Below are 26,999 nucleotides of genomic sequence, written 5' to 3'. Positions count from 1 at the left end.
ACCACGCTGCCGCCACGGTATTGCCGGTCGCCCAGGCGTCGTTGACCCATTGGATGGTGTTGCGCGAGCATGGTGAAATCGGAGCTGACCGTCAATGATGCAAGGAAGGTCATGCGACTGTCTCGCAACAGCGAGTTGATGGAAACAGCCGACCGGGGAATTCCGTGGACGATAGCATCGACGCCTTCGACGTCGAGCCATTTTCGCGCAATGGCGTTGCCGACGTCCGCCTTTGTTCTGGTGGTCGGCATAGACGATCTCGACTTTGATGTTCTTGCCGCCGCCGTTGAAATCCTCGGTCGCTGCGCGCGGCCTCGACCGAGCCCATGCCGTTGGTGTCCTGGAAGATGCCGGAGATGTCGTTGAGAACGCCGACGCGTACGACACTGTCGGATATCTCGGCGCTCGCCGGGCCGGTCACAGGCTCGCCACAAACGCGAGCGTGCATTTCAGTCGCTTCATCAGTTCCCCCTGTTTGATCCGCCGCAGCGGTCGCTCGCGACGCGCTTGGAAGTCAGACCTGCCGCCCCGGCAGTTCCAGCACGAGCCCGTCGAGACCCGGCGTGATCTTGATCTGGCAGGACAGCCGGCTGTTCGGCAACCGCTCGGCGGCGGCGCCATCGAGCAGCGCGTCCTCGTCGTCGCCATCACCGGTATCCTAATGTACCCACCTGAAACCGCCATCGCCGAAAAATTCGAGGCGATCGTCCGCTTCGGCGAGGTAAACGGCCGGATCAAAGATTTCTACGACATCTGGATCACGACGCGCACGCTCCCCTTCGATCTGCCGATCTTAGTAGAGGCGATCAGCGGAACGACCAGGCGCCGAGAGACGGCGTTCCCGACCGAGATGCCTGTGGGCCTCACTGAGGCGTTCGCCGCAGTCACCCAAAAGCGTGGATTGTGGACGGGCTTCCTGCGCCGGACTCAGCCTAGTCTTAAGCCGCCCCCGTTTCCACAACTGCAGCAGGATCTGCGGCTGTTCTTCGGACCTATCGTCGACAGTCTCGGCAGGCCCGAGGGTGCGAAGGGCCGATGCGATCAGGACGTCGGAGCTTGGCACTAGCTCGACGCGCGCTTTACGGAATTGACGGCCTCTTGGTTCAATTCTGTTTTTGAATCGAGGGGTAGGCGAACGGCCAAGTCTCATTTCGAAGATGCGCGTATCGCGACTGGGACAAAAAGCAGACCACAAAGGCGAGCAGCGCCACGGGCACTAGCACAACCAGTAATGAGTAGCGGATCGCATCATCACGGCCGAACACAAAGTCGGTGACCAGCGCAACAGCAGTCGGTGCAACGCCAAGTCCCAGAAGCCCGGACAACATGAAATAAAGCGCCTGCACTTGCCCTCGCAATTGATTAGGCGTCACGTCCTGGAAGGTCGGAGGGCCGGCGACGAGGCCCAATCCGCTCCCGAAAAGTACGATCGCCTCCCCCGCAAGTGCAATTGCCAGATTGGGAGCGAGACAAAGGCAGATCACGCCGGCCGTCATGATCGGCCAGGAGATGAGCGGGATGAGAAACCGCGTGCGGCCTTTGCCGACGAGCCAATCCCCCAGGATGCCGCTCAAAAGAGCGCCTGCAGTGCCAAAGACGATACCGATGGGGCCGGTGATGAGACCGACCTCGGCCGGGCTCAGGCCAAACCGCCGCGTAAAGAAAGTCGGTCCCCAGGAAGCGAAGGTCAGTCCGACAAAGGCGTTCAGCGTAAAAACGAGGTAGAGTGCGCAATAGACCCTCGCGTGTCGCGGAAGATAGATGCCAAGGCGCATCGCACCATCGGTCAATGCCGGATGTGCGACTTCCTTGCGAGAGGTCTCTTTGACGGTCAGCAACAGAACAGCAATCGCAAACCCGGGCGCTGCGGCCACAAAGAACGCGGCTTTCCAGGTTGGAACTACTCCTAATAGCGGTAGATCTACCGTGGCGGTAGCTGTGAGGCCTTTAAGGATAAGGCCTCCAATAAGCAGGGAAGCTCCCCCGCCGAGATAATTGGAGAGGTTATAGACGCTCATCGCCCGCCCGCGCCGTTCGCGGGTAAAATAATCGGCGATCAGAGAGAAGGCCGCGGGCCCAAGACAGGCTTCGCCGATACCAACGCCCAATCTCGCCACGAACATCTGAGCGTAGGTCTCCGCCAAGCCACAGCCGATGGTGAAAAGGCTCCAGACCAGAACCCCAACGAGAATGACATTTCGGCGGTTGGTGCGGTCGACTAGCCGGCCAAACGGTAGGCCAGCGGCAACGTAGAAAAGCGCGAATGCAAGGCCTTGGAGAAGGCTCACCTGCGTATCGGTGATTTTCAGGTATCCGCGAACCGGAGCAATCAGCAATGCGAGCAGATAGCGGTCAAGGTACGATGTCATACCTGCCAAGAGCAGCATAAAAACGACATACCACGCATAAGCCGCACTGGGATAAATTGCGGATGCCGTGCCGACGTTCCTCATTCTGCTGCCTCTCTGACGGCTGTTGAGGCCGTGCCACTATCAAGCCGGCCGCAGCATGTGGCCGACCGCTCGTAGAGCGATAGCTGAATTCCTAAATCATGTCTGTCCCAATGCAGAGGGACGGGAGGCTTCTCGACGCTTCGCGCTCATCAGAGCGAGATGGTTTGCCGCGGTGGAGAAAGCTAAAGCATGGATTTGCTCGCACGCGATTATGCGTTTGGACGAATTTGGGAGCTTTACAAGCCATGATGGTCGGCCGAAGTGATGATGACGATCTGATAAGACGAAGCGTCTTATGAGCGCGCTGGTGCGTATGAAGCCCAAGCCGCACGAGGAATGAAGGTTGGAAAAAACGAAGACATAGCTAGCGTTTGAGCGATTGAAAGCTCGCCGATACTGAAAAAGCCTCACGGCGTCTCAGGTGTGGCGTTTGCTGGATGCTCTATGGCGCGCAAGGATATTCATCGAATTAGAATCGCGCGGAAGTCGTTGACGTTGGTCAGAGTCGGCCCGGTTGTGACGAGCCGATCCATTGCAGAAAAGGCGCTATATGCATCGTTGCCGGCGAGAAGAGCGGCAAGATCCAGACCGGCCTCTCGAGCGGATGGGATAAATCTCGGATCAAACCAGGCTCCTGCGTTCTGTTCCGAACCATCGATCCCGTCGGTATCGACAGCAATCCCCGAAACGCCCTCGGCTCCATCGAGCGCCAATGCGAGCGCAAGCAGGAATTCGGTGTTCCGGCCACCCTTTCCTTTTCCGCGCATCGAGACCGTGGTCTCGCCGCCGGACAGTAACACGCAAGGCCGCTTGGCTGGCCTGCCGTACTTCAAGATAGAACGCGCGATGCCGGCCATCACGACGCCGACTTCTCGCGCCTCGCCTTCAATTGCGTCTCCCAGAATGAGAGGCGGGACGCCGAGGCGGCGCGCGGCAAGCGCGGCCGCATCGAGGGCCATCTTTGCCGTCGCGATGACGTGGACTGGATTCGGAATCGTCACAGGGGCGGCGTTCGCCGACATGGCGTGCCGCACATGGGCTGGCACGGTGATTCCGAAACGATCAAGAATCGTGGTGGCATCCGTCGGGACTGAGCCTTGTGCGATGGTCGGTCCGGACCCTACAACCGCCGGATCGTCACCGGGCACATCCGAAATGACATACGTCACCATCGGTGCCCTGCTCGCTGCAGCGAGGCGGCCCGCCTTGATGGCAGAAAGCGCCTTCCTGACTTCGTTCATGGCGCTGATTGGCGCACCGGAACGGAGTAGCTGCGATGTCAGCGCCTGCTTCTCCTCAAGGGTAATTCCGGACGCAGGCAAGCTCAGCAGCGCGGAAGCCCCTCCCGAAATCAAAGCGATAACGAGATCGTCAGGAGTGGCGCTCTTCACAAGGTCCAGTATTTTCTGAGCCGCCTGTTGGCCTGCAGCGTCAGGCACGGGGTGAGAGGCTTCAACGATCTTGATTGATCGCGTCTTGGCGCTGTGGCCATAGCGCGTGACGACAAGCCCTTCGACGGGGTGCGGCCACTCGGCCTCGAAGGCTTGAGCCATGCTTGCGGCGGCCTTGCCTGCGCCAACGACGATGGTACGGCCGGCGGGGGGATCAGGAAGGCGGCCGGCGAACTTTCCCGCCGGGCCCGCGCTGCGAAGGGCGGCTTGCATCAATGCGTCAAGAATGGAGCGAGCGCGCGTGTCCATTTGATCTCGGCCACCAGTCATTCACAGTGATTCCCGAAGCATTTCAATCTCTTTTCAGATTGATGCAAATCCCCTGGCACAAGCGGCTAGAACGTCATCCTCAGGCGTCGACCACCAGCGCTTTGAGAAAACCTCGACCTCGATAAAACCGGCATACCCGGTCGCCTCAATTTGAGCGCGAATAGTCTTGAGGTCGATCACCCCCTCGCCCGTCATTCCCCGATCAAGCAAAAGGTCGGTCGTTGGAACAAGCCAATCGCAGACATGAAAGGCCATGGTGCGCTTGGCCTGCCCCGCTGCTGCGATATCGTCCTTTAAACGCCAGTCCCACCAGACGTGATAGACGTCGATGGCAACTCCGATTCCGCCCTTGCGCGATGGGTCGAGCGTCTCGCAAACCGTCAGAGCTTCGCCGAGGCTAGTTATGCATGAGCGGTCACCTGCGTACATCGGATGAAGGGGCTCGACCGCAAGGCCAACTCCCGCTTCTCGCGCATAAGGCAGCAATGCGCTTAAACCTTCGATGACCTGCGACCGAGCCGAAGCGAGATCTTTCGTCCCTTGCGGGAGGCTTCCAACGACCAAGACGAAACAGGGCGCACCGAGTGCCGCTGCTTCGTCGATGGCGCGACGGTTGTCTTCAACGTTCGCCTCAAAGGCACTACGATCTGCGCCAGGGAGGTAGGTCCCTCGGCAATAACCGCTCAAGGACAACCCGGCATCGCGAAGATGCCTGCCAATGAGGCGGTGGTCCTGTCCTTCGAGATCCCGCCGCCAGGGCGCAATGCCGCCAAAGCCATGCCGCGCGATGCGGTCGATAACGTCTCGGATGGAAGAGCGATGTCCAAGCGTTGCGGTGTTGATTGAACATCGGGACAGTGGCAGCGGTCGGATCGGGCGATCGAGCATCAAAAATCTCGCTTTTTACTTAAACCTGGGGGCACGCTTCTCCACGAAGGCGGCCTTGCCTTCGATCGCATCGTCCGACAGCCCCAAGGGGACGGTGATTTCGGCTTCCAGCGCGAGGCCCGCGTGATATCCAAGGCGCAGGGCTGTGGAAACACATCGCCGGGACGCGCTGACCGCCTTCGGGGAGACAGCCGCGATCTGACGAGCCATCTCAAGCGCGCGCTCGAGAAGCTTATCGTCCTCGACGAGCTCATCGAAGATCCCGATCCTGTAGGCCTCCTCCGCATCGAGCGGCTGCGCGGTCAGAATCAAGCGCAGCGCCTGGCCGCGGCCGACGAGCAGCGGCAGCCGCATGGTCCCGGTGGCCGTCGGCATCGCGCCAAGCTTGGCTTCCGGCACGCCGAAGCTCGCGCTGCGACCGGCGATGCGGATGTCGCATGCCAGCGCCATGACGGCACCGCCGCCGAGCGTGTAGCCGTTGCAGGCCGCAATCACCGGGACCGGGCCGAGTTCAATCGTCTCGTTGAGGCCGGTTTCGGCGAGCCGAGCGGCTTCGATCCACTCCGGCGTCGCCTCAAACTCGCGGATGTTGGAGCCGACAGAGAATGCCGCTCCTGTTCCGGTGAGCACAACGCATCTTGCCGCGTGATCCACGTGAGCGCGCTCCAGAAAGGTTCGCAGATCCCGCCGCGCCTGGATTGTGAAGGCTCCCATTGGCTTGGAAACGATCCGGATAAGCAAGACGCCCGGACGGGGAATGCTCGCTTCGAAAGCGTCGTTCGTCACCAGCGTGGTTGACATGCTCTGTTCTCCTACTCGGCGCATTTGGACGATGGCTCGTGACTGGAACGGCCTCGCATCTTCAAGCCCATGGCTTCTGGACGGAACAGCTTCTCGTCCATGAGCTTGAGATCGTCGGCAACTGCGAGGGGCGTCCCTGCTTTCGCAATGACGTCGCGCTGGAGGTCGAGACCCGGGGCGATCTCAACGACGGTCAGGCCGCTCGCCTTGAGTTTCAGCACGCACCGCTCGGTGACGTAAGTGACGTCGCACCCACGATCGACGGCGCGCCGGCCACTAAACGTCACATGGCTCACTTCGGGGATGAACTTCGCGATCTTGCCCTCCTGCTCGATGCGCAATCGACCGTCGCCCGCGGACACCTTAAGGCCGCCTGCGGTGAAGTAGCCACTGAAGACGATTTTCCGGGCATTCGCGGTGATATCCACGAAGCCGCCGCATCCCGCGGTCAAGTAGGGGCGTGCAGCAAGTCGGGATACGTTGACGTTGCCGAACGCGTCCACCTCCAGGAAGGACAGCAGAGAGCAGTCAAAGCCTCCTCCCTGGAAATAAGTGAACTGCTGCGGCGTCGGGAAGATCGCCTGCGCATTGGCGGCGCATCCGAACGCAAAGCCCGTTAGTGGCACTCCACCCACGGCGCCCTGCTCGATCGCCCAGGTTACCGCCTCTGCCTGGCCTTCTTCGAGAAGGATCTGTGGCACCATGGCCGAGATGCCAAAGCCAAGATTGACCGCGCTGTCATCTGCGAGCTCCAAGGCGGCCCGGCGCGCAATAATCTTGTCGACACCCCAGGGCTCGGGCTCGAACGAGGCGAGTGGACGGCGTGTTTCGCCGCTAATGGCAGGATCGTACCTGATCTCCGTCGCCTGCGCTTGCTCCGGATCCACCACGACATAGTCGACCAGAGTCGAAGGCACGTGGACGTTGTGGGCAGGAAGGGAGCCGGCCGCAGTCGTGCGCTTCACCTGGCAGATGACGATTCCGCCGGAGTTGCGCGCTGCCAGTGCGAGATCGACCATTCCGAGCACAGCGCCTTCGTGCTCCATCGAGATGTTGCCACGCTCGTCGGCAGTGGTACCCCGAATGATCGCGACATGCGGAGCATGATTGGGGAAATGCAGCCAGGAATCGCCCGCAAACTCGACAAGGTGCACGATCTCCCCGCGGGAAGACGCAGCTTCATTCATCTTGCAGCCGCCGAGCCTGGGATCGACAAACGTATCAAGTCCCACCTTCGTCAGAACACCAGCCCGCTTGGCGGCAACATCCCGTGCCATGTCGTACATGATGCCGGACGGGATGTTATAAGCCGCAACCTCGTTTTTACCGATCATCTCCCAGATCGCAGGAGACGGGAGCGACGACGGTCCGCTTGGGTATGACCCGGCCAGAATTGACGAGAGCAGGCCCTTCTGGGCCAAATGGTCGATCCCTTTGATTCCGTACATATCGCCGGCAGCAATGGGCGACAGCACGGTGAGATCGCGTGGGCTCCCCTCAGCTTGGAATCGTTTGCCGATTGCCGCGAGCACGCGATCGGGACAATTGAGCCCCGCAGACGACCCGATACAAACGACATCGCCATCGCGAACGAGGGTTGCAGCTTTCGCCGCCGTGATGATCTTGTTTTTCACCTTTATTCTCCTACGTCAAATGGGCCTAATGAGCCGGCTGCTGTTTGGCGCGCGTGACAATCTGAGTGGGATTGACGAACCTGAGCGCAATGATGAGCCAAATCAGCGTCGTCACCATGTAGACGACCGCCATTGCATCGATTGACTGGACCGCGCGCACGCCGGCGGCGAAGACCGCGTAGTAGAGAGCAACGACCAGCGTCTGGCTTGTCGGTCCCGCCACGAGGAATGTGAGCTCGAACATGGCAATGGTCCGGACGAGAACGAGCAGCAATGCCGCCAGGATGCCGGGAAGCAAGAGCGGCATCAGCACGTGGACGAACAGTTTGAAGGTGTTTGCGCCGAAGACCCGGGCAGCCGCTTCGATCCTGGGATCAATCTGCTCAATGAATGGGATCATGACCAGGATGACAAACGGCACCGTCGGAACGAGATTGGCCGCAACGACACCCCAGAACGTACCGGCAAGTCCGGTTTGATAAAGCACGGTCGCGAGCGGGATGCCGAAGGTGATCGGTGGCACGATCAGCGGAAGCAGGATCACCAGCATGACCAACTTCTTGCCCACGAAATCGCGGCGCGCGAGCGCATAGGCAGCGGTAACACCCAAAAGTCCCGATACGACAACGACCGCGCCAACCACTTCGAACGTGACAATCAGGACGTCCTGAAGCTGAAACTCGCTCCAGGCGGAGGCGTACCAGCGCGTCGTCCAGCCAGCAGGAAACCAGGTGCCGAGCCAGCGGGTAGCGAAGGAGCTGGTGACGACCGAGGCAATCATTGCGAGCAGGTTGAGGACGAAGAACGCCACGAATGCCCAGACCGCGGTAATCCAGAGCTTGGAGGCAAGCGAAGTGTCTCGGATCATGACCTTATCCTTTTGCTCCTGAGGCCGGCCCGCGATAGAACAGACCGCGGGTCGCCATCATGCCCATGACGATCGCGAGCTGAACAAAGCCCATGATCATCGCGATGGCCGACGCCATGGAATAGTCGTACTCTTCAAAGGCGGCTTGATAAGCCGCGATCGAAATCACCCGGGTTTCTCCTGCTGGCTCACCAAGCAGGATAGCCGAGGGAAACACGGAAAAGGCCTGGACGAAGCTGAGGCAGAAGGTGATTGCAAGCCCAGGCATCAAAATCGGCAGATACACGTCAGTGAAGCGCTGCCGCGCGCTCGCCCCCAATGTGGCCGCCGCCTGTTCGAGCACGGGATCGATGCCGGTCACATATGACAGCACTAGCAGGAACGTAAAAGGGAAGCCGTTGATGACGAGCGAGGCGAAGACGCCCCAGTAGTTGTGAACGAGGCGCAACGGATGATCGATCAACCCGATCGCCAGGAGAACGCGATTAAACCATCCTTGCGGTCCCAGATAGTTCAGCAGCCCCTCTGCGATCAGAACGGTGCCGAGTGTGATCGGAACGACGAGGATGGTCGTTAGCAGCCGTTGTCGATACATTAACCGCACGCGGAATGCGACCGGCAGCGAGATCAGCAGATTGACGACAGTGACCGGGACCGACAGAAGCAACGTCTTCCAGACTGTGCCGTAGAGATAGGGGTCTGTGAAGAAGCGCGTATAGTTCGACCAGGCGGAGCCCGCCTTTGGTTCGAAGGATAGCACCAAGCCGTACGCAAACGGGTAGAGAAAGAGCAGCGCCAGCAGCACGAAGGCAGGAAGCACCAAAAGCGTCACGGCATCCAATCCGCGTGCGGCTAGCCGCTGGCGTAGGCTTGGGCCAGCTTCGACCTCTTGCTTCTCGGCAATTGTAGCAATAGCCATGTGCGTCTCCTATTCGCTGAAGACGAGGACGCGATCCGGAGCGGCCCGCAGATGGACTTGCGCGCCCAGTTTCACCGCGTGATCTGACCTGAAGACGAGATCGATGCCGTCGGGAGTCCGCGCGGTTCCGACGAACTCACGGCCTCTGTATTCAATGGTCTCCACTTGCGCGGCGAACGCGTTGGCCCCGGGATCACCGGTGGTCAGATCGTCTGCGCGGATCGCGGCGTAGGCTTGGGAGCCGTCTTGCACCGAGACGCGCATCGTACCGGTGACTTCGCTGTCGCCGACCGCCAGCGTTGCTTTAGCCCCAGTTTGGCGGATGACCCGGCCCTTGATGCGGTTCCGGAAGCCCATGAAGTCTGCGACATCGATATGAGCCGGCTTCTCATAGAGGTCGTTCGGCGTTCCGACCTGACGGATGACACCGTCCTTCAACACGACGATGCGATCGGCAAGCGAGAGAGCCTCGTCCTGATCATGTGTCACATAGATCGTTGTCGCTCCGAGCGTGTTGTGAATGCGCCGGATCTCGGCGCGCATTTCGAGACGAAGCTTGGCATCGAGATTGGATAGCGGCTCATCCATGAGGACGAGTGGTGGCTCGATGACGATGGCGCGAGCTATGGCAACGCGCTGCTGCTGACCGCCCGACAGCTGGCCGGGCAGCTTCTGCGCCTGTCCCGTCAGGCGCACGAGGGCCAAGGCTTCATCGACCTTCCGCGAGATTTCTGCTTTCGAAACCCCACGCATTTTCAGGCCGAAGCCGACATTCTGCTTGACTGTGAGATGAGGAAAAAGCGCATAGCTCTGAAACACCATGCCGAAGCCACGCTCTTCCGGCCTCAAGATGTCGATGCGGCGCTTGTCGAGCCAAATGGATCCGCCGGTGACCGGAAGCAGGCCGGCAATGCAGTTGAGCGTCGTCGACTTCCCGCACCCGGAGGGGCCAAGCAGCGCGATGAACTCGCCGCGTTTGACGGTGAGTGTCACATCCTTGAGTGCATTCAAGGTTCCGAATTCGCGACGGACCTGCTCGAGGCGGAGCTCGTCGAATTTCTGAAGAGCAATGGTCATGGAGTTGATCCTGTGTGCCGACCGCGCGGGAGGTGTTGATTGTCCATAAGAAAAGAGCGGGGCTGCCCCATGTCGGGCAGCCCCAGTCGTGGGAGGTTACTTGCGCTTGGCGCCGCCGATTTCCTCGTCCCAACGGCGGAATGCGGCGACAAGCTGATCGGCAGGAAGCTGGATCTCGAGCGGAGCGGCGCCAATCAGGCGATCATAGTCGGGCCAGCCAAACTCCTTGATCACGTCCTGGCTCTCCTTCGGGGCCATGGCGAGTGTCGAGGTCTTCACTGAAGGGCCCGGGTAAAAGTAGCCGTCGTCATAGGCGAAAGCCTGTTGCTCCGGCTTGAGCATGTGCTTGAGCAGGTCGATGATGACGGGCATCTTCTCCGGCGCGACGCCTTTTGGCACGGCGAAGAACATAGCATCCGAGACCCAGTGGAAGCCGTCCAGCGCGAAGAGACCCGCCTCCTTCGGCACAATGCCGAGCACGCGCGGATTGATGTACCAGCCAACGGTCGAGACAATCATGTCCCGCGTTCCGTCGCCGAGCTCCTTCATCGTCTGCCCGGTCCCTGAGGGGTAATATTCGATGTTCTCGCCCAATGCCTTCAGATAGGTCCAGGTCTTGTCCCACCCCTTCAGCGGATCAGAGGGGTCCTTGTCTCCGAGCAGATAGGGAAGTCCCATCAGGAACGTGCGGCCGGGGCCGGAGTTGGCCGGCCTCGCATAAAGAAAGCGGTTCTTGTTCTCGCGAGTATATGCGAGCAGTTCGTCAGCCGTCTTGGGCGCCTTCTTCACGCGGTCTGGCATGTACTCGAACAAGGGTCCGGACGGCGTGTACGCGATTTCCATGCCCTGCCCTTTTGCGAGAGCCTGCATCTTGAGTGGGCCGGCATCGTAAATGTCTTCCGGTTTGGGCAGAGCGTTTGCATATTGCGGCAGCAACTCCTGCCAGAGCTGTTGCTCGATACCGGCAAAGAGTCCGTCGGTGCCGGTGAGCACGATGTCGATGTCGACGCGGTTGGCCGACTGCTGCGCCTTGAGCTTGCTGGCAAGCTCCGGGGCGGGCGCTTTCGTGTAGGCGATCCGTGAGACCAGTTTTGCGTTCTGCTGCCGGTAGGCGTCGATCGATTTCTGGCTCAGCGCAAGATTGCCCGCGACGTCGATCACGTTCAGCGCAACGGGGGAGGACGGCATTGGGCCGAGGCCCTGCGCTCGCGCGCCCACGGCCATCAGCCCCAGCGCCCCCATTCCAGCGACAATTGTTCGGCGATCTACACGACGATCCATTGGGCCCTCCGCGGCTTTGATAATTTTGCTTGCTTGTGATGCTAGAACGATATACTAGATCGATCTAGTAGAACGATCTAGTAGCAGGTCTCTCGGGCCTTGGCAAGCGCCATTCGAGAGCCGCCGAACCAGGGGAGCGACGAACGCCCATGAAGCATGAGGGAAGGCCGCGGGCCTTGGTGACCGGGGCCGGACGCGGCATTGGCCGCGCGATCGCGCTTGCTCTGTCTGGCGCAGGCTTCGCAGTGATTGCAAACGATCTGCCGAATTCGACGGATCTGTCTGAGACCGTTGCGGCTATCCGCGACCAGGGTGGCGAAGCCGAGCCCCTGCCCTTTGACATCTCCGATGTGAGGCATCACGCCGATGCCGCCGATCGGGCTTGGAATGCCTTTGGTGGCCTTGAATGCCTCGTCAACAATGCCGGTGTCTCCGTAGCCGTCCGCGATGATCTCCTGAAAATGACCCCCGAAAGTTACGACCGCGTCATGGCGATCAACCTGAGAGGGCCCTTCTTTCTGACGCAAGAGATTGTGCGCCGAATGGTCGGCGTGAAGTCACCCGCATTCCGCAGCATCATTACCGTGTCTTCGATCAATGCTGAGTTCGCCTCGACCGATCGGGGCGAGTATTGCATCTCTAAGACGGGGCTTTCCATGATGGCTCGGCTCTTTGCGGTCAGGTTGGCCGAGCATGGCATCGGATCGTACGAGATCCGGCCCGGGATCATCCGCACCCAGATGACAGCGGTTGCTCGGGAGAAGTATGACCGCCTGATCGGTGAGGGATTAACGCCGATCAAGCGCTGGGGCGAGCCCGAAGATATTGGAAGGGCCGCGGCAATGCTTGCAAGCGGTCAGCTCGGTTATTCAACCGGCGAAGTGGTCCGCGTCGATGGCGGGCTCGCGCTCAGGAGCTTGTGATGGCCGGCGAAGAGCGCGCACTGAGCGCGGGCGAATACTGGTTCGAGGATCTCGTCGTCGGCGACCACTACCAGACTGGACGCCTCGTGGTAACGGATGCGCACATCGTCGGCTTTGCAGGACTGTCCGGCGACTTCTTTGACGTCCATATGGACGATGAGTTTGCAAGATCTGTTGGATTTCCAGGGCGCGTCGCGCACGGCCTGTTGGGCTTGGCGTTGACAGACGGGCTCAAGAACCGGTCTGCGGTCCGGATCCTAGCAATTGCGTCGCTTGGCTGGAACTGGAAGTTTCGGGCGCCGATCTTCTCGGGCGACCGGATCGGCGCCGGCGTAAGAATCGCGGGCACACGACTGTCGCATAGTGGCCAGGGCATTCTCACACTCGCCTTTGAAGTCACAAAGCAGGACGACACGATCGTCCAGGAAGGCGAAACGACGCTTCTCGTGCGCCGCAGGAATGACAAAGGAGGTAAGGCTCAATGACTCTCATTCGACTGCCTCATGATGACGGGGGCATGGAGGACTTCGTCATGCCTCCTTCAGCAACATGGCGAACGGCAAAGCCGAACCAGCCTCTTGCGCGGATTGCACTATCCGCCGGCCACGTCGTGTCCGATCCGCGCGCCGACATTTCTCCGATGCGCGATATCGCGATTGATTTTGAAGCGACCCAACGTTTCCGCGACTACCTCTGGGATCTTGGTTTGGGTATCGCGGAGGCCATGGACACGGCTCAACGCGGCATGGGGCTTGATTGGCAGTCCGCACAAATTCTGATCCGGAATACAGTCGAGAGCGCCAAGGCCAGGCCGGGGTCGATCGTCTTCTCGGGTGTCGGCACGGATCATATCGAGGCGCCCGACGCCGATCTGAATGCGGTGATCAAGGGCTATTCGGAGCAGCTCTCATTCGTGCAGCGTCTCGGTGGGCGGGTAATTATCATGGCGAGCCGCGCCTTGGTTCGCGCCGCGCGCGGTCCTGGCGACTATGTTGAAGTCTACAAACGCGTGCTCGCCCAAGCGGACCAGCCCGTGATCCTGCATTGGCTTGGCGAGATGTTCGATCCGGCGCTAGCGGGGTATTGGGGCCATAACGAGGTGGCCGCCGCGATGGACGTCTGCCTTGGCATGATCGAGGATAACGCCAGCAAGATCGACGGCATCAAGATCTCGCTTCTTGACGAGAAGCAGGAGATTGCGATGCGCCGGCGATTGCCCAAGGCAGTCAAAATGTACACCGGCGACGATTTCAATTATCCGGAGCTGATAGCCGGAGACGACCAAGGGTCTAGTCACGCCTTGCTCGGTATCTTCGACGCGATTGCGCCGGCAGCTTCAGCTGCCCTGTTGGCGCTAGGCAATCAGGATCGAACCGCCGGCACCAAAGCTTTCCGCGAGATTCTGGATCCGACTGTTGCGCTGTCGCGTGAGCTGTTCCGGGCGCCGACCCAATACTACAAGACGGGTATAGTGTTCCTCGCCTATCTAAGCGGGCATCAGGATCACTTCACCATGCTGGGGGCCCAGCAAGGCGCCCGTTCAGTTCTGCATCTTTGCCGTGTGTTTCGGCTTGCAGCCTCGATTGGATTATTTGCAGATCCGGAGCGCGCGGCAGATCGCATGCGCACGATGTTGAAGCTGTACGGGATAGGATAGCGCCAAGCACTTGACTGGCGTCCGCCTCTGTGAATGCTGTTTCAACATCAAGAAGTTAGATAAGGGACGCCGGGATAGTGGAGGCCAAGGCTAAATCTGGCGAGTCGCGACCGACATTGGTGGACATTGCCAAGGCTAGCGGCGTCTCAAAGGCGACTGTCTCGCTCGTCCTGCGGAACAGTCCCAGTATCCCGGAGCGGACCCGCGAGAAGGTGCTGGAGGTCGCCAAGGGCCTCGGCTACGTCTATAATCGAGGCGCGGCCAGCCTTAGACTTCCGCATACGCGAATGATCGCGCTGGCTGTGAACAATCTCACCAACCCCTATTTTGCCGAGATTGTTGCGGCGATCGAGGATTCCCTTACGGCCGAGAACCGCATTGTCCTTATGTCCAATTCGGGGGAATCGGTCGCCCGCCAAAGCGCTTTTATCGACACGGTCCGCGAATACAATGTCGACGGCTTACTGATGGTCCCGGCTGTCGGAACGGATGCGGCTTTCATCAACTCCTTGCATGCTCTGCACCTGCCATGTGTGCTTGTTTCGCGTACCGTGCCTGGGGCGAAAGTCGACTACGTATCGCCGGATCATCGCGGTGGCATGATGAAGGCCATGGACCATCTTATCGAGCTCGGCCACACGCGTATCGGAATGATCGGTTCAAATGAAAACATTTCGACGGGCCGCGACCGTTTCGCTGGCTATCGTGAAGCTCTTGCTAAACATGGCATCCCACTGGAGCCTCGCCTGGTTTTATCAGGCGCAGAGACGCGCGATGTCGGAATGGCTCACCTGCTCCAGCTTCTCGATCTGCCTGAGCCGCCTACGGCCATCGTCTGTTTCAACGATATCGTCGCCTTCGGAGCGATGCTGGGCCTGCGCTCGCGCAATTTGACGCCGGGAAAGGACTTTTCCGTCGTAGGCTTTGACGACATCGCTGAAGCAACTCTGTGGCGTCCAGCTTTGACGACGGTCGCAATCCCCCGAGGCGAGGTGGGAAGGGCGGCCGTCCAGTTGCTGCTGCAGCGTATCAGCAACAGGGATGCGCCGTTTAGTTCAACTTTGATCCCGACAGAGCTGATTGTACGAGACACCACCTGTCCTCCCCCAGCAAGGCGGCGACGATCCCGCCCCTGACCCTGGCTCTTATGGATCCTCGATGCCGAGGGTAAGCGGCTTTGGTTGTCAGCGGTCGTACTCAGGCGCGTTTGTTCGAGGGCTTGGCTGATCCAAGGGCCCGGTTCGCCTATTATAACCATGTACGGGCAAATTGAGCAATCCGCGAAAAGCCCAGCCGCCTATCCGCACCGGCTCGTCGGCTGCGATTTCGATTCTCGGTGCGCGCGAGAAGAGTGTCGGTAGCGCGACCTCCGCAATCATGGCGCGGGAGGCCCAGGCACCGGCACAAAATGCGGCCCAGCCCCGAACGCCACGCTCTTGGTTACGTCGCGGCGTATGTCGAATAGGTCGGCGCAAAACAGGATTCATCCCGATTGGCCGAACCGAACATCAGGGACACACGGTGGTCAGTTTCAAACGTCTCCTCGCGGATGGTCCACTGCTTTGCGATTCGCCGCGGCGACATGCCAATGGGCGATATCCAGCGGGCATATTCCTCGAAGGCCTGTAGCCACGACACCTCGCCCGTGCGGACGAGGTCAAGCTGGTCGGGATGGGTCAGGACCGCCCATAAGGTTCCCGCGATGGCTTTGCGCGGCTCATTCTGGCCGCCAGAGATTGCGAGCTTCACGTTGGCGAGTACGCTCTCTATCGCCATACCCGAGGCAAGGAGCACGCCGAGCAGGCTTTGGTCTGGATGTTTGCGCATGACTGGCAGCATGTCGTCAATCGCAGCATCAATGCTCGATGTCGCCGCATGGCAACGCGCGTCAATCCCAGGATCGCCCGCGCAATTGACGATCCCCTCGATAATCGCTTGCGACAGGTATCCATCTCGGCAAAACCAATATTGGTGAGGCCAGTGATGGATTTCAGGCATTTATCGGAGAAGGGCAGAGCGATATCGCGCATGAGGTCGATGCGGCTGCCCGGTTCGATTGCGCGAATGATATGATCCGCATGTTCCTGGAAATGTGTCTTCCAATGCGCCGTCATAGCTTTCGGCGATACCGCGGGAAAGAAGGCGCGGCGCTCCACTTGATGCGCTTCCCCATCCTTTCGCATCATGTTGTGGCCCATGAGGCGGTTCATCAGTCCCTCGGGTTGATGGGACGAGAATACGTCGATCTGTTTCTCAGAGATTGAGATATCCTCGCGTGTGGTCAAAAGCGTCGAGCCAAGCTGAGAGACGAACGCGATTGGTGTTTCGCGCCGCATTATCGCCAGCGTCGGATAGGGATCGCTCCAAAACTGGGCCGGGTCGATGTCAACTCGTGGCGCGGTACTTAAGACCTGTCTCCCTGGACATGGCGAGGCGAGTCAATATTAGCCTTTTGACCCTCGTGTCTGTCCCTACGGACAGGGATGGGTGAATTTAGATTAGGATTAGATGGCAGTCCCTCAAACGCAATCCGAAAAATCACGCCGCATGCCAGACCACCGAGCAAAGTGACAAAATGCCTTGTGTCCTTGGTAACAGACAGCGTCTGGGTCGACACGGGTTGTTGCTGAGCCTGTAGGGCATTCTTCATGCCGCCTGACGTCTGGCAGCGCCGACGTCCGAGTCCTTTGCAAAGGTGATCGATCTGATCGGGGAGACAATATTTGTCGTCACCTTCGGCCTTGCCTTGTGAGCGGCTACTTGAGCCGCGGGTCGCGCGCGATGAAGTCAATGAACGTGCGCACCTTGGCTGACAGATATTTGCGCGTCGGGTAGACGGCGAGGAGCTTGCCGGCGAAGATTAGTTCTTCTGGAAAGACCGGCTCCAATCGCCCGGCGGCGAGATCATGGGAGATCATCCATTTCGGCAAGAAAGCAAAACCCATCCCTTCGAGGCATGCATGGTGCATCAAAGTTTCGTTGCTGCTTTGCATGACGGGGGTGAATTTTATTGTCTTGCGCCCTTGGTTGGTCTCCATAGCCACCACCCCATCGCCGTGAACCAGGCTATAAGTTAGCAGCGGAGCGCCGCGCAGATCGTCCAATGCGGCCGGACGTCCCCGCTTATCGAGAAAGCTTTGCGAGGCGACCAAAAAAAACGGGGCATCGGCGATCTTTCGGGCGATCAAACCGGGGTCCGGGGAGGCGGTTACCCGCAGCGCAAGGTCGAACCCCTCCTCCACAAGATTGACGAGGCGACCATCGAGGTCGACCTCGATCAGCACGTCCGGATAGAGAGCCCTGTAGTCGGACAATAATTTTGCGAAGAGCGGTCCCGCCATCCAGACCGGAGCCGTCAAACGCAGTCGTCCTCTTGGAGCGACGGATGTCTGGCTTACGGCCGCTTCCAGTTCGTCAAACCCATCAACCATCTGACGAGCCTGCTCGAAGAACAGCGCGCCGGTCTCCGTGAGGCTGATATGCCTGCTCGTACGATGGAGCAGGCGCACGGAGAGGCGCTCCTCCAGGCTGACAACGTGCTTGCTGGCCATAGCGGGCGAGACACCAAGACGGCTCGCTGCAGAGGTAAAGCTCTTGAGCTCCGCCACGGCACAAAACACCCGAAGGCTCATCAACGTGTCCATAGATTTCTCCGTCTCGCGACGGACTATTATCAAAGGACAGGAAATGATGCCTCAACAATATTGCAGATGATCAATCCGGCGGAAAAGATCACACTCGGGCTGTAGCGCGGCAATCTGGGTAGGAAGAGCGCGGCAATCAGGATGGCGAGGCAGTGTCGCGGCCTGATGATGATTGCCGCGATGATTGTCGCGCGCAAGAGTTTTGTTGAAGTCTGATTGTCGCGCAGCGTCAATCAGCGACGGTTTTGGGTGTCGCGTGCGATGGCGGCCGTCCTGGGCCGCGTTTTCGTTCGAGGGCGGTCCGTCTGCGATAGCTCTCGACGTTCATCTCGACGATGGTGGCGTGGTGAACGAGGCGATCGATAGCGGCGAGGGTCATGGCGGGGTCCGGGAAGACCCTGTTCCATTCGCCGAATGGCTGATTGGCGGTGATCAGCATTGAGCGGCGCTCGTAGCGTGCGCTGATGAGTTCGAACAGCACGCTGGTCTCGGCCTGGTCCTTGGTGACGTAGGCAAGATCATCGAGGATCAGGAGATCGAAGCGATCGAGACGATTGATGGCCGCCTCGAGGTTGAGCTCGCGTCGCGCCAGCTGGAGCTTCTGCACGAGATCGGTGGTGCGGGTGAAGAGGACGCGCCATCCGTTCTCGATGAGGGCCAGGCCAATCGCTGCCGCCAAGTGGCTCTTTCCGCCGCCGGGCGGGCCGAACAACAGCAAATTGGCGCCCTTGCCCAGCCAGCTGTCACCGGCGGCGAGCGCCATCACCTGCGCCTTGGAGATCATCGGCACGGCTTCGAAGTCGAAGCTGTCGAAGGTCTTTCCGGCGGGCAAACGTGCTTCGACAAGGTGCCGTTCGATTCGACGGCGGCCGCGTTCGGCGATCTCGTGCTCGGCGATGGTGGCGAGGAAGCGGCCGGCCGGCCAGCCTTCCTTGTCGGATTGCTCGGCAAATTGCGCCCACAGCACCTTGATGGCTGGTAGGCGGAGCTCGTTGAGCAACAGATTGAGGCGTGCGGTATCAACCGTGTTCGTTACGCTCATGCGGCACCTCCGGTCTCGGCGGTACCGATGAGGCATTCGTAGGTCGCAAGCGGCGCGAGCTGCACCACGACGTTCGGCAGGTTGGCGGGTCGGGAGCGAAGTGAGCGCGCAACTGGTTGAGGTCGGGCAGTCGGCCGGCGTCAAGGTCGGCGGTGAGCTGATCGGCGAGTTCGGCCTCGCAGCCGCGCTCATTAGCGAGCGCGAGGAGATCGACCATGATCCGGCAGGCCTTCTTGTCCGGCAAGCGTTCGCGCAAGCGATCGAAGGTCTTCCGATAGGCATCGCGCGGGAACAGCCGATCTCGGTAGACCAGATTGAGAAGCGCCATCGGCTTGCGCCGCAAGGAATGGATCACGTGCCGATAATCGACGATCTGGTCGTACTTGCCATTGGGATGCGGCCGCCCACGCGGCAGGGTGACGAGATGGGTGCCGCCGACGAACACGTCGAGACGATCGTCGTAAAGGCGCACCCGCAGCCGGTGACCGATCAGGCGCGATGGCACCGTGTAGAACACCTTGCGCAGGGTGAAGCCGCCGGACGACGTCACGCGGACGATCACCTCTTCGTAGTCGGAGGTGCGGCGATCGGGCAGCTCCTGCAACACCACGCGCTCGCTATCGATCCGCTTGGCGTTGCGGGCATTGCGGCGGCTAACGATCTCGTCGATGAAGCCGCGATAGGTGGCAAGATCGTCGAAGTCGACAGTTCCGCGCAGCAGCAAGGCATCCGCGATTGCTCGCTTGAGATGACCGTGGGACCCTTCGATCGAACCATTCTCGTGAGCAACACCTCGATTGTTGCGGGAAGGCCGCATGCCGTAATGGGCACAAAGGGCCTCGTATCGCTGCGTCAGATCGTCCCGTGCATCACGATCGAGATTGCAGAATGCGGCCGACAGACTGTCGGTCCGATGCTCCCGCGGCGCCCCACCGAGCGACCAGAGGGCATTCTGCAGGCCTTCGGCCAGGGCAACGAAGCTCTCGCCGCCAAGCACGACGTGGGCGTGCTCGAACCCGCAATAGGCCAAACGGAAGTGATAGAGACGATGAGCCAACGGTGCACCCGCGATCGTAACACCCAACTCGTCCATGTCTGTGAAGTCGGAGAGGCCGAGTTGGCCAGGCTCGTGGGTTTGGCGGAAGATCACCTCCTGCTCCTCGCCGTGGATCGCCCGCCATGCACGGATCCGACGTTCCAGGGTACGACGGATACCGCTGCCGAGATCCGGATGACGCCGTAGCATCTCCTCGAACACCGCCACCGGGCGTAAGCCAGGTGACCCCTTCAGGATCGGGACGATCTCGGTCTCAAACACGTCGCTCAACGGGTCCGGTCGTCGCCGGCCGCGAGGCGCCTTCCTTTGCGATGGAAGTCGGGGGTCTCTCTCGATCCGATAGGCGGTCGACGCACTGAATGACGCCTTGGCCGCCGCCACCGGCGGGCTATCGGTCTGACGGTACTTCATGTAGAGCCTCATCTGGTGATCTGTGATGTGTCGGCCGGGCACGCGAGTGATTCCTCTTGGCGGAAGAACCACTTGCATAACCCGCCGGCCGCGATCACCAGTCGGCGCGGTCCTCCTCGGGATCGCGCCGACGCTGGGCTCGTAACTCCGGTCGGGCTACGCCCTCCCTACGTCACGAGCCCAGCGAAACTCTCACCTTGATTGACGCTGCCTTCCATCCTGATCGCCGCGCGACACTCGGGCTCTGGTCCCGCAATCCCGGAGAATAGCCCAGTGATTGATTTCGAAGCTTGGTCCCCCCGCGTTCTTGCCGCTATGAGGATCATCACTGCCTTGTTGTTGATGGAACACGGGTTGATGAAGCTGTTTGCCTTCCCGGCGGCCATTCCGGGCGCTCCCAATCCCCTCCCCGGCATCTTGATCGTCGGGGCCATCCTTGAGGTTACGGGGGGTGCCCTGATTGCGGTGGGATTGTTCACCCGCCTGGCAGCATTCATCTGCGCAGGCGAGATGGCGGTTGCCTATTTCATGTTTCATGCAACCCAGAGCTTTTGGCCTGCCGTCAATCAGGGCGATGCGGCGATCCTGTTCTGCTTCATTTTCCTCTACCTGACCTTTGCCGGTGCGGGCGCGTGGAGCCTTGAGGGGCTGTTTGTCCGGCCGCAGCAACTGGCGAGAGCCTGATCGTGGCGGCGGCAAGGTTCCTACCGACGTACTATCTTTCGCATGGCGGCGGCCCTTGGCCGTACATGGAAGGGGCGATACGAAAGCGCTTCAGCGCGCTTGAGCGTTCGCTGATCTCCATCCGCGGCGAGTGGGATGACGGAGTGCGCGCCGTGCTTGTGATCTCGGGACACTGGGAGACGGCGGAGTTCGCCGTCTCATCGGCCGCGCAACCGAACATGGTGTTCGACTATCATGGATTTGCCGAACATCTTTACCAGATCAAGTACGGGGCGCCAGGATCGCCCGAGCTCGCAATGACTGTACAGGCCTTGCTTCAGGCCGGCGGCTTTCCTTGTGCGTGTGATCCGGAGCGTGGTTTCGACCACGGAACGGTCAGCCTTTTGCAGCCTTTCTACCCGGACGCTGTCATGCCGATCGTGCAGTTGTCGGTCAGGCACGATCTGGATCCCCAAACGTACTTCTCGCTCGGACGTCTGCTTGCGCCGTTGCGACGAGATGGCGTCGTCATCCTGGGAAGTGGCTCAAGTTTTCATAATCTGGGCTTGAGGGGGCCTGCCGCAATCGCGCCATCCGGCCGGTTTGACCAGTGGCTGCAGCAGACACTACTCCACTCATCGCCTGACGAGCGGCGTGAGCGTGTCGTCAACTGGACTCTGGCGCCCGATGCACGCATCGCACATCCCCGCGAGGATCACCTGATACCGCTGATGGTAGCGCTTGGTGCCGCCGAAGAGGAGCCAGCTGCACTCGTCTATCATCAACCCGATTTTCTCGGGAGTTGGGCCCTGTCGAGTTTCCGCTTCGGCGAGACGGTCGCAGCCACTTCTTTGAACGGGCAAGCCGCATAACGTACAAATCATCGAGAGACATGAAATGACCGACTGGCTGGCTGCAATGTGGATTTGGCCGGGTCAGGTTTCCAGCTGGTTTTTGCACTTCCAACGAGCTCAACCGCCACAACCGGGCCACACACCGGACTGTTGGACATTCTCGGTGGCATTGGCGTAATTCTTCCTGCGATCAGTCGAATTCAGCGCCTGGAGCCCTCCTCAGAACAGGATTATGGGTAGCTCAAGTCCTCGTCCGACAGGCATAAGCAGCTTCATGCTTCCAAAGAGCGTAAAGAGCCGGCTTCGCCACGCGAAAGGTGGAAGATAATCGCCGCACTCTGCAGCAAGCTGCACCCGAGTGCGGCATACACCGTCAAGCGCGGTGTGCCGCTCAACATCTTACTCTTTAGCCTCTCGTTGTTCATCTTTTGGGGAAGAGGCAAACAAGCGCCGATTTCTGCGCGCTGACAACAATGCACAAACGAGGAGAGGTCGTGAGGAGTTGATTGCCCAAGCGAGGGTGTCAATCAGCCTAATGCTGTAGTTCTCTTTTCAAGCCTGAGTTCGCTTTGTGGGAACGTGGCAGGATTGGTTGCTGAGCGCGCACAGTACTCTGGTGACAGCGCTTGCTAGCGCCACATCGTCGGGGCAGAGCGCATGGCATCAAGCGCGACTTGCTTTAGCCGCTCGGCCGCGATCTCACTCCTCGCCGCGGCGTCGAGCATCTTGGAAGCGACGTGCGCACGAAGGCCGGTCTCATTGGCCGGCACGCCCCTGCAGACTCCTCAAGCACGGTGCGAAGAAGAGCAATGGTTGCTTCGCTCGGCACGGGCCACTCCGAAAGGCCTATCAAAGGATCATAGGATGAGGAAGAGTTCGAATTGCTAGCAAAGCACCACAATATACATCTTTGCTCCGGGGCGCCAAATTTATGCGGAAGACCTCGTAAGCGAGGTGTCAAAAAAGCAAGTAAGTCGAAGGCGAAAACGGCCATAACATCGCATTTCATGACGAATTTCATCGCGCCGGATATACAACTGTCATCTAACTTATCAGCTGCTGGCAACGACATGTATCTGGGCGCGATCTCATAAGCACAGACGAGTGAAGTGCGTCCCTCTTGCAGAACCGGCCTAGCGCCAGATAGAATTATTTCTGATGTCTGACGCTTTTTCTTTTTATGATATTTCACTCAGGCGGCGCCGCCGGAGCTGGTCATGGTGCCTTTTGAACGAGCAAGGCACGCCGGTCATGGCGGGCTCACAACGCAGCCGGCTGGCCGCCAGATATGATGCACACAGGGCCTTGTTCCTGATGCTGAGCGTATCAGCAGGCACGCCGTATTCGGCTTCGGACTCGACAGAGGCCGATCGACCCTATGTGCGCCGGTAATTGCGCAGTGCTCTGTTCGGCCGCTGTTCGAACAATCTCATTACGTATTTAGGATCATCCGGATGTTTGGGACTGTGGTCCGCCAGCAGCGAACCTTACCATCGAGTATCGCGGAGCAGACGTATGATGTTCAATAGGTTTACATCGCCCTCGTCGTGATAGACCTTGACGAAATCGTTCTGAGCTCCCTGCACATTGTGGAACTGGATCTGACGAACCTTCTTTCGTTGCAGGAGGCCGTAGAGAAGCGCGAGCTGATGGACTCCTGCCGGCATCGATTCCCGTATGACGCGCGAAGCCCAGGTGTGCAGCCGTTCCCAGTATTCATCGGAAGACACCCGCCCCGCGGGCGTGAGCGGCAGATCGCGCTTGGCAGTTACGGAAAAAGTCCACGCAACCTCTTGCCCTCGCGCACCTTTTCGACGCCAATCGCCATTGCAGCCATGCGGTGCGATACGCCATCTTGTTTGGCACGGTTAAGGACGCGCTCGAAGGTAACATCTAAAATGTCGTTCAAGCGCGCATTGACTTTCCGCTCAGTCCAGAACAGCCGCTGTACGTCCTGAACCCACTCAAAATAGGATACGATCACACCGCCGGAGTTGCAGAGGATGTCGGGGATGACGAAGATGTCCCCTCTTTGCTCAATGATGGCGTCGGCATCTGGCGTCGTGGGTCCGTTCGCACCCTCGGCCAGAACGCGGCACGATAGCTTCGAGGCATTGGCAGCTGTGATCACTTGCTCGGTCGCGGCGGGGACCAGAATGTCGCACTTGCGGCTCAACAGTTCAGAGGGATCAATCAACGCCTGTTTCGACCAGCCCGCCAGATTTCTGTGCTGCCTGACGTGGCGTTCGATGGCCTCTAACGGCAGGCCAGAGGCGTCATAGTAGGCCGCGGTGTGGTCACCGAGGCCGACGATTTTCACACCCATCTCTCGGGCAAGGATATAGGCCGAAATGCTGCCGACGTTGCCGAACCCCTGAACGATCGCCGTGGCACTGGATGCCCTGACCTGGATCTGCTCGAGCGCTCGGTTCACAAGGTGCGCAACTCCGCGCCCCGTCGCCTCCCGCCTTCCCGCAGTGCCGCCGATCGCCACCGGCTTTCCTGTGACGATTTCATTGATGGCGTGTCCGTTGTACATGGAGTAGGTGTCCATAAACCAGGCCATTACCTGCTCGTTGGTGCCCATGTCGGGTGCCATCACGTCGGTGTTTGGTCCAACGAACGGGATCATCTCCTGCATATAGCGACGGCTGACGGCCTCGAGTTCGCGCGAAGAGAGCTCCTGCGGATCGCAGGCCACCCCGCCTTTGGCGCCGCCATAAGGAAGCCCGGCTAAGGCGCATTTCCAACTCATCCAAATGGCTAAGGCAGCGACCTCGCCGACATCAAGATCCGGCGAAAAGCGAGTGCCGCCCTTTGTTGGGCCGAGTGTCAGGTGATCCTGAACACGATAGCCCTGGAAGACTCTCGTTTGTCCGTCATCCATGTTTACTGGAATCGAAACCGCGATAGCCCGTTTGGGATACAGCAGGCGGTCGCGTGCCTTCTCCTCGATCCCGATGTGGTCGGCAACAAGATGAAACTGCTCCCGCGCCATCTCGAAGACGGGCCCGCTGTAGAGGTTCATGTTAGATCTCCTTAAGGAGTAGGTTCACTGAGGATTGAGTCGCGCACGGAGCCGTCGGAGGCAGCGGCCGGGAAACGCAGCAATCTTCAGAAACTCAATTGGACCTTCAACGACCGGCTCCGGTCCCCAGCAAGGGCGAAGGCGGTTTGTACCTCGTCAAGACCGTAGCAGCCGGTGAGAAGCGGCTTCACATCGATGGCCCGCCTATTGATCAGGTCGACAGCGAGACCAAACTCTTCATGAAACCTGAAAGTCCCGCGAACCTCGATCTCTTTCGCGACGATCGTGTTCTGAGGAAACAAGATATCGCCTCCGAGTCCCAGCTGCAGCAACACGCCCCGTGGTCTCAAGACCTCGAGCCCGGAACGGATGGCGCGCTCGTTTCCTGATGCCTCAAAATGCACATCGAAGTAACCCTTGTTTGCTGCATAGGCAGCAAGCTTCTCCGGATGAGTCGCGACGTTGATGATACGATTGGCTCCCATCTGCTTCGCGTTGCTCAACACCGGGTCTATAACGTCGGTTGCGACAATTTCTTGTGCCCCGTGCGCGAGAGCGGCGATGATTGTCAGGGCCCCAATCGGACCACAGCCGGTGACGAGGACGCGCTTACCGAGCAAGGATCCAGCGCGCGCAACCGCATGCAAAGCTACGGCGAACGGCTCGGCAAAGGCGGCCTCGTTGATCGAAACTCCGTCGCGCACCTTGTAGCATTGCCACTCCTCGGCAATGAGACGCTCGCGGAATGCCCCTTGAATGTGCGGCATCGGCATGGCGCTACCATAGAAGCGCATATTGAGGCATTGGTTTTGCAGACCGCGCAGGCAGTACTCACAGGCATTGCAAGGCCTGCTCGGAGAAACGGCGACCCGATCACCGATGCCGAGTTTGGAGACGCCCCTGCCGATCGCCTTGATCGTACCAGCGACCTCGTGGCCCAAGATCATCGGCTCGCGAATCCGCACCGTGCCGAAGCCGCCATGATTGAAATAGTGCAAGTCGGAGCCACAGATGCCGCCCGCTTCGATGGCAACCTCGACCTGGCCGGGTCCGGGAGTTTCGGATTCACGATCCTCGATCCGGAGGTCGTGAGCGGCATGAATGACGACGACTTTCATCGCTTTCTCCTCAGGCCACGGGTGTGATCAGCGCCGAGCCCGAGAAATGTGCCGCTAGGTTGTCGCGAACCAGCTTGCCCATGGCGCGTCGTGTTTCTGTCGTGCCTGAGGCGTGATGCGGTTGAACGACGACATTTTCTAGGGGTAAAAGCCGTTCATCGATATTTGGCTCATTCCAGAACACGTCAAGGCCTGCTCCCTTGATCGCCTTGGCTTCTAGCGCTCGGATCAGAGCCGTTTCGTCCACGGTCGATCCTCGGGAGACATTGACGAGAATACCGTCAGGCCCGAGCGCATCGAGTACGCGCGCATTGACGATGCCTTTCGTGCTCTCGCCACCAGCCAGCGTCACGATCAGGAACTCCGCGCGGCGGGCCAATTCCACCAGATCGGGGACGAAGGTGTAGGGAAGATCAGCCCGTCTGGCGAGATCGAAATAGGCAACCTCGCAATCGAACGCGGCGAGTCGCTTCGCGACAGCCGCACCGACCCGGCCCATTCCGACCACGCCCGCGCTCTTGCCGGTGACCCGAGTGACCAGCGGCATATTGCCCTTGGTCCAACGTCCCTCGCGCACGAACCGGTCGGCCTGCGGAATCTTCCGCGCAACCGCCAGCAACAGGCCGATGGCCATGTCGGCAACATCGGCGGTCAACACGTCCGGCGTGTTGGTCACCCGGATTCCATTTACCCTGGCGTGGACCAGATCTATAGCGTCGGTCCCCACGCCATAGCATGAGATAATCTCGAGTGCCGGCAACCGTTTCATGAGGTCAGCGGACGCGCCGAGTTCTCCACGCGTGGCGATCGCCCGAATGCCATCGCGATGCTCTTCGATCAAGCGGTCGCGATCCGTCGCTTCCCACAGTTTGTGCACGACGTAGCGCGCGTCGAGATCTTCCATATCCCAGGCAGGATAGGCTCCGATCATCAGCACTGCGGGCTTCGTCGACATGGTAT

The 26,999-nt window shown here is 59.8% G+C and carries 23 protein-coding genes and 5 pseudogenes; 7 read left to right on the top strand and 21 right to left on the bottom strand.

The features are described from left to right. Positions 1-4 precede the first annotated feature (4 nt). Positions 5-462, bottom strand: a pseudogene (locus P6U28_RS40385) (ABC transporter substrate-binding protein); the annotation flags it as partial. A 52-nt stretch (positions 463-514) separates the two neighbouring features. Next, positions 515-643, bottom strand: a pseudogene (locus tag P6U28_RS40380) (ferredoxin); the annotation flags it as partial. Between P6U28_RS40380 and P6U28_RS40375 the strand changes: the two are divergent. Beyond that, the gene (locus tag P6U28_RS40375; protein WP_407123513.1) at positions 620-1,066 is read left to right on the top strand and encodes a nucleotidyl transferase AbiEii/AbiGii toxin family protein; all 447 of its coding nucleotides are present in this window, start codon (positions 620-622) and stop codon (positions 1,064-1,066) included. The pseudogene P6U28_RS40380 and the gene P6U28_RS40375 overlap by 24 nt on opposite strands. 37 nt (positions 1,067-1,103) lie before the next feature. Here P6U28_RS40375 and P6U28_RS40370 read toward each other — a convergent pair whose 3' ends face one another. From P6U28_RS40370 to P6U28_RS40330, 9 genes are all read right to left on the bottom strand, one after another. Continuing rightward, positions 1,104-2,453, bottom strand: a complete 1,350-nt coding sequence (locus P6U28_RS40370) for a spinster family MFS transporter (protein ID WP_407123254.1) — start codon at positions 2,451-2,453, stop codon at positions 1,104-1,106. A gap of 461 nt (positions 2,454-2,914) precedes the next feature. Further along, on the bottom strand, positions 2,915-4,153 hold the full coding sequence (locus tag P6U28_RS40365) for a glycerate kinase (RefSeq protein ID WP_407123253.1): 1,239 nt from the start codon (positions 4,151-4,153) through the stop codon (positions 2,915-2,917). Positions 4,154-4,207: 54 nt separating this feature from the next. Next, a complete protein-coding gene (locus P6U28_RS40360; protein WP_407123252.1) occupies positions 4,208-5,062 on the bottom strand; it encodes a sugar phosphate isomerase/epimerase family protein in 855 nt (284 codons plus the stop codon). 15 nt (positions 5,063-5,077) lie between these two features. Next, positions 5,078-5,863 (bottom strand): enoyl-CoA hydratase/isomerase family protein, encoded by a 786-nt coding sequence (locus P6U28_RS40355; protein WP_407123251.1) that lies wholly within the window; start codon positions 5,861-5,863, stop codon positions 5,078-5,080. 11 nt (positions 5,864-5,874) lie between these two features. After that, a complete protein-coding gene (locus P6U28_RS40350; protein WP_407123250.1) occupies positions 5,875-7,497 on the bottom strand; it encodes an acyl CoA:acetate/3-ketoacid CoA transferase in 1,623 nt (540 codons plus the stop codon). Positions 7,498-7,522: 25 nt separating this feature from the next. Further along, complete coding sequence (locus P6U28_RS40345) at positions 7,523-8,365, bottom strand: ABC transporter permease (protein ID WP_407123249.1); 843 nt, start codon at positions 8,363-8,365, stop codon at positions 7,523-7,525. A 4-nt stretch (positions 8,366-8,369) separates the two neighbouring features. Further along, entirely contained in the window at positions 8,370-9,284 is a 915-nt protein-coding gene (locus P6U28_RS40340) for an ABC transporter permease (protein ID WP_407123248.1), read from the bottom strand. Positions 9,285-9,293: 9 nt separating this feature from the next. Then, complete coding sequence (locus tag P6U28_RS40335; protein ID WP_407123247.1) at positions 9,294-10,361, bottom strand: ABC transporter ATP-binding protein; 1,068 nt, start codon at positions 10,359-10,361, stop codon at positions 9,294-9,296. A gap of 96 nt (positions 10,362-10,457) precedes the next feature. Next, positions 10,458-11,642 carry an extracellular solute-binding protein gene (locus P6U28_RS40330; protein WP_407123246.1) on the bottom strand — a complete coding sequence of 395 codons (1,185 nt, stop codon included), beginning with the start codon at positions 11,640-11,642 and terminating at the stop codon, positions 10,458-10,460. A 149-nt stretch (positions 11,643-11,791) separates the two neighbouring features. On the opposite strand from P6U28_RS40330, the gene P6U28_RS40325 reads away from it, so the two are divergent. From P6U28_RS40325 to P6U28_RS40310, 4 genes are all read left to right on the top strand, one after another. Next, positions 11,792-12,565: a 3-ketoacyl-ACP reductase gene (locus P6U28_RS40325; protein WP_407123245.1), complete on the top strand. Its 774-nt coding sequence runs from the start codon at positions 11,792-11,794 to the stop codon at positions 12,563-12,565. Next, the gene (locus tag P6U28_RS40320; RefSeq protein WP_407123244.1) at positions 12,565-13,050 is read left to right on the top strand and encodes a MaoC family dehydratase; all 486 of its coding nucleotides are present in this window, start codon (positions 12,565-12,567) and stop codon (positions 13,048-13,050) included. The genes P6U28_RS40325 and P6U28_RS40320 overlap by 1 nt, the downstream gene beginning before the upstream one ends. Continuing rightward, a complete protein-coding gene (locus P6U28_RS40315) occupies positions 13,047-14,222 on the top strand; it encodes a dihydrodipicolinate synthase family protein (RefSeq protein ID WP_407123243.1) in 1,176 nt (391 codons plus the stop codon). The genes P6U28_RS40320 and P6U28_RS40315 overlap by 4 nt, the downstream gene beginning before the upstream one ends. Positions 14,223-14,341: 119 nt before the next feature. Beyond that, complete coding sequence (locus P6U28_RS40310) at positions 14,342-15,358, top strand: LacI family DNA-binding transcriptional regulator (protein WP_407123242.1); 1,017 nt, start codon at positions 14,342-14,344, stop codon at positions 15,356-15,358. A gap of 48 nt (positions 15,359-15,406) precedes the next feature. Here the strand turns inward: P6U28_RS40310 and P6U28_RS40305 are convergent. The 5 genes and pseudogenes from P6U28_RS40305 to istA all read right to left on the bottom strand — a co-directional run bounded on the left by P6U28_RS40305 (position 15,407) and on the right by istA (position 20,454). Then, positions 15,407-16,606: pseudogene (locus P6U28_RS40305) on the bottom strand (cytochrome P450). Positions 16,607-16,978: 372 nt separating this feature from the next. Beyond that, a complete protein-coding gene (locus P6U28_RS40300; protein ID WP_407123241.1) occupies positions 16,979-17,866 on the bottom strand; it encodes a LysR substrate-binding domain-containing protein in 888 nt (295 codons plus the stop codon). A gap of 29 nt (positions 17,867-17,895) precedes the next feature. After that, a complete protein-coding gene (locus P6U28_RS40295) occupies positions 17,896-18,099 on the bottom strand; it encodes a hypothetical protein (RefSeq protein WP_407123240.1) in 204 nt (67 codons plus the stop codon). Continuing rightward, positions 18,096-18,908: an IS21-like element helper ATPase IstB gene (gene istB / locus P6U28_RS40290; protein WP_283085345.1), complete on the bottom strand. Its 813-nt coding sequence runs from the start codon at positions 18,906-18,908 to the stop codon at positions 18,096-18,098. The genes P6U28_RS40295 and istB overlap by 4 nt, the downstream gene beginning before the upstream one ends. After that, positions 18,905-20,454: pseudogene (gene istA / locus P6U28_RS40285) on the bottom strand (IS21 family transposase). Before istA ends, istB begins: the two are co-directional and overlap by 4 nt. A gap of 237 nt (positions 20,455-20,691) precedes the next feature. Here istA and P6U28_RS40280 point away from each other — a divergent pair. After that, positions 20,692-21,060, top strand: a complete 369-nt coding sequence (locus tag P6U28_RS40280) for a DoxX family protein (RefSeq protein WP_407123512.1) — start codon at positions 20,692-20,694, stop codon at positions 21,058-21,060. 2 nt (positions 21,061-21,062) lie between these two features. After that, positions 21,063-21,911: a DODA-type extradiol aromatic ring-opening family dioxygenase gene (locus P6U28_RS40275; RefSeq protein WP_407123239.1), complete on the top strand. Its 849-nt coding sequence runs from the start codon at positions 21,063-21,065 to the stop codon at positions 21,909-21,911. Between the two features lie 281 nt (positions 21,912-22,192). On the opposite strand, the pseudogene P6U28_RS40270 reads toward P6U28_RS40275, so the two are convergent. From P6U28_RS40270 to P6U28_RS40250, 5 genes and pseudogenes are all read right to left on the bottom strand, one after another. Then, positions 22,193-22,276: pseudogene (locus P6U28_RS40270) on the bottom strand (DoxX family protein); the annotation flags it as partial. A gap of 1,104 nt (positions 22,277-23,380) precedes the next feature. After that, on the bottom strand, positions 23,381-23,560 hold the full coding sequence (locus P6U28_RS40265; RefSeq protein WP_407123238.1) for a hypothetical protein: 180 nt from the start codon (positions 23,558-23,560) through the stop codon (positions 23,381-23,383). Positions 23,561-23,661: 101 nt separating this feature from the next. Next, positions 23,662-24,921 (bottom strand): Glu/Leu/Phe/Val family dehydrogenase, encoded by a 1,260-nt coding sequence (locus P6U28_RS40260; protein ID WP_407123237.1) that lies wholly within the window; start codon positions 24,919-24,921, stop codon positions 23,662-23,664. Positions 24,922-25,007: 86 nt separating this feature from the next. Then, on the bottom strand, positions 25,008-26,039 hold the full coding sequence (locus tag P6U28_RS40255; RefSeq protein WP_407123236.1) for an L-idonate 5-dehydrogenase: 1,032 nt from the start codon (positions 26,037-26,039) through the stop codon (positions 25,008-25,010). Positions 26,040-26,049: 10 nt separating this feature from the next. Further along, the gene (locus P6U28_RS40250; RefSeq protein WP_407123235.1) at positions 26,050-26,994 is read right to left on the bottom strand and encodes a 2-hydroxyacid dehydrogenase; all 945 of its coding nucleotides are present in this window, start codon (positions 26,992-26,994) and stop codon (positions 26,050-26,052) included. Positions 26,995-26,999: the final 5 nt, after the last annotated feature.

Source organism: Bradyrhizobium sp. STM 3561, from assembly GCF_045571455.1.
GTDB classification, from domain to species: domain Bacteria; phylum Pseudomonadota; class Alphaproteobacteria; order Rhizobiales; family Xanthobacteraceae; genus Bradyrhizobium; species Bradyrhizobium vignae.
Note: the sequence above shows the minus strand (reverse complement) of the source record. Positions and strands in the feature narration are given on the sequence as shown.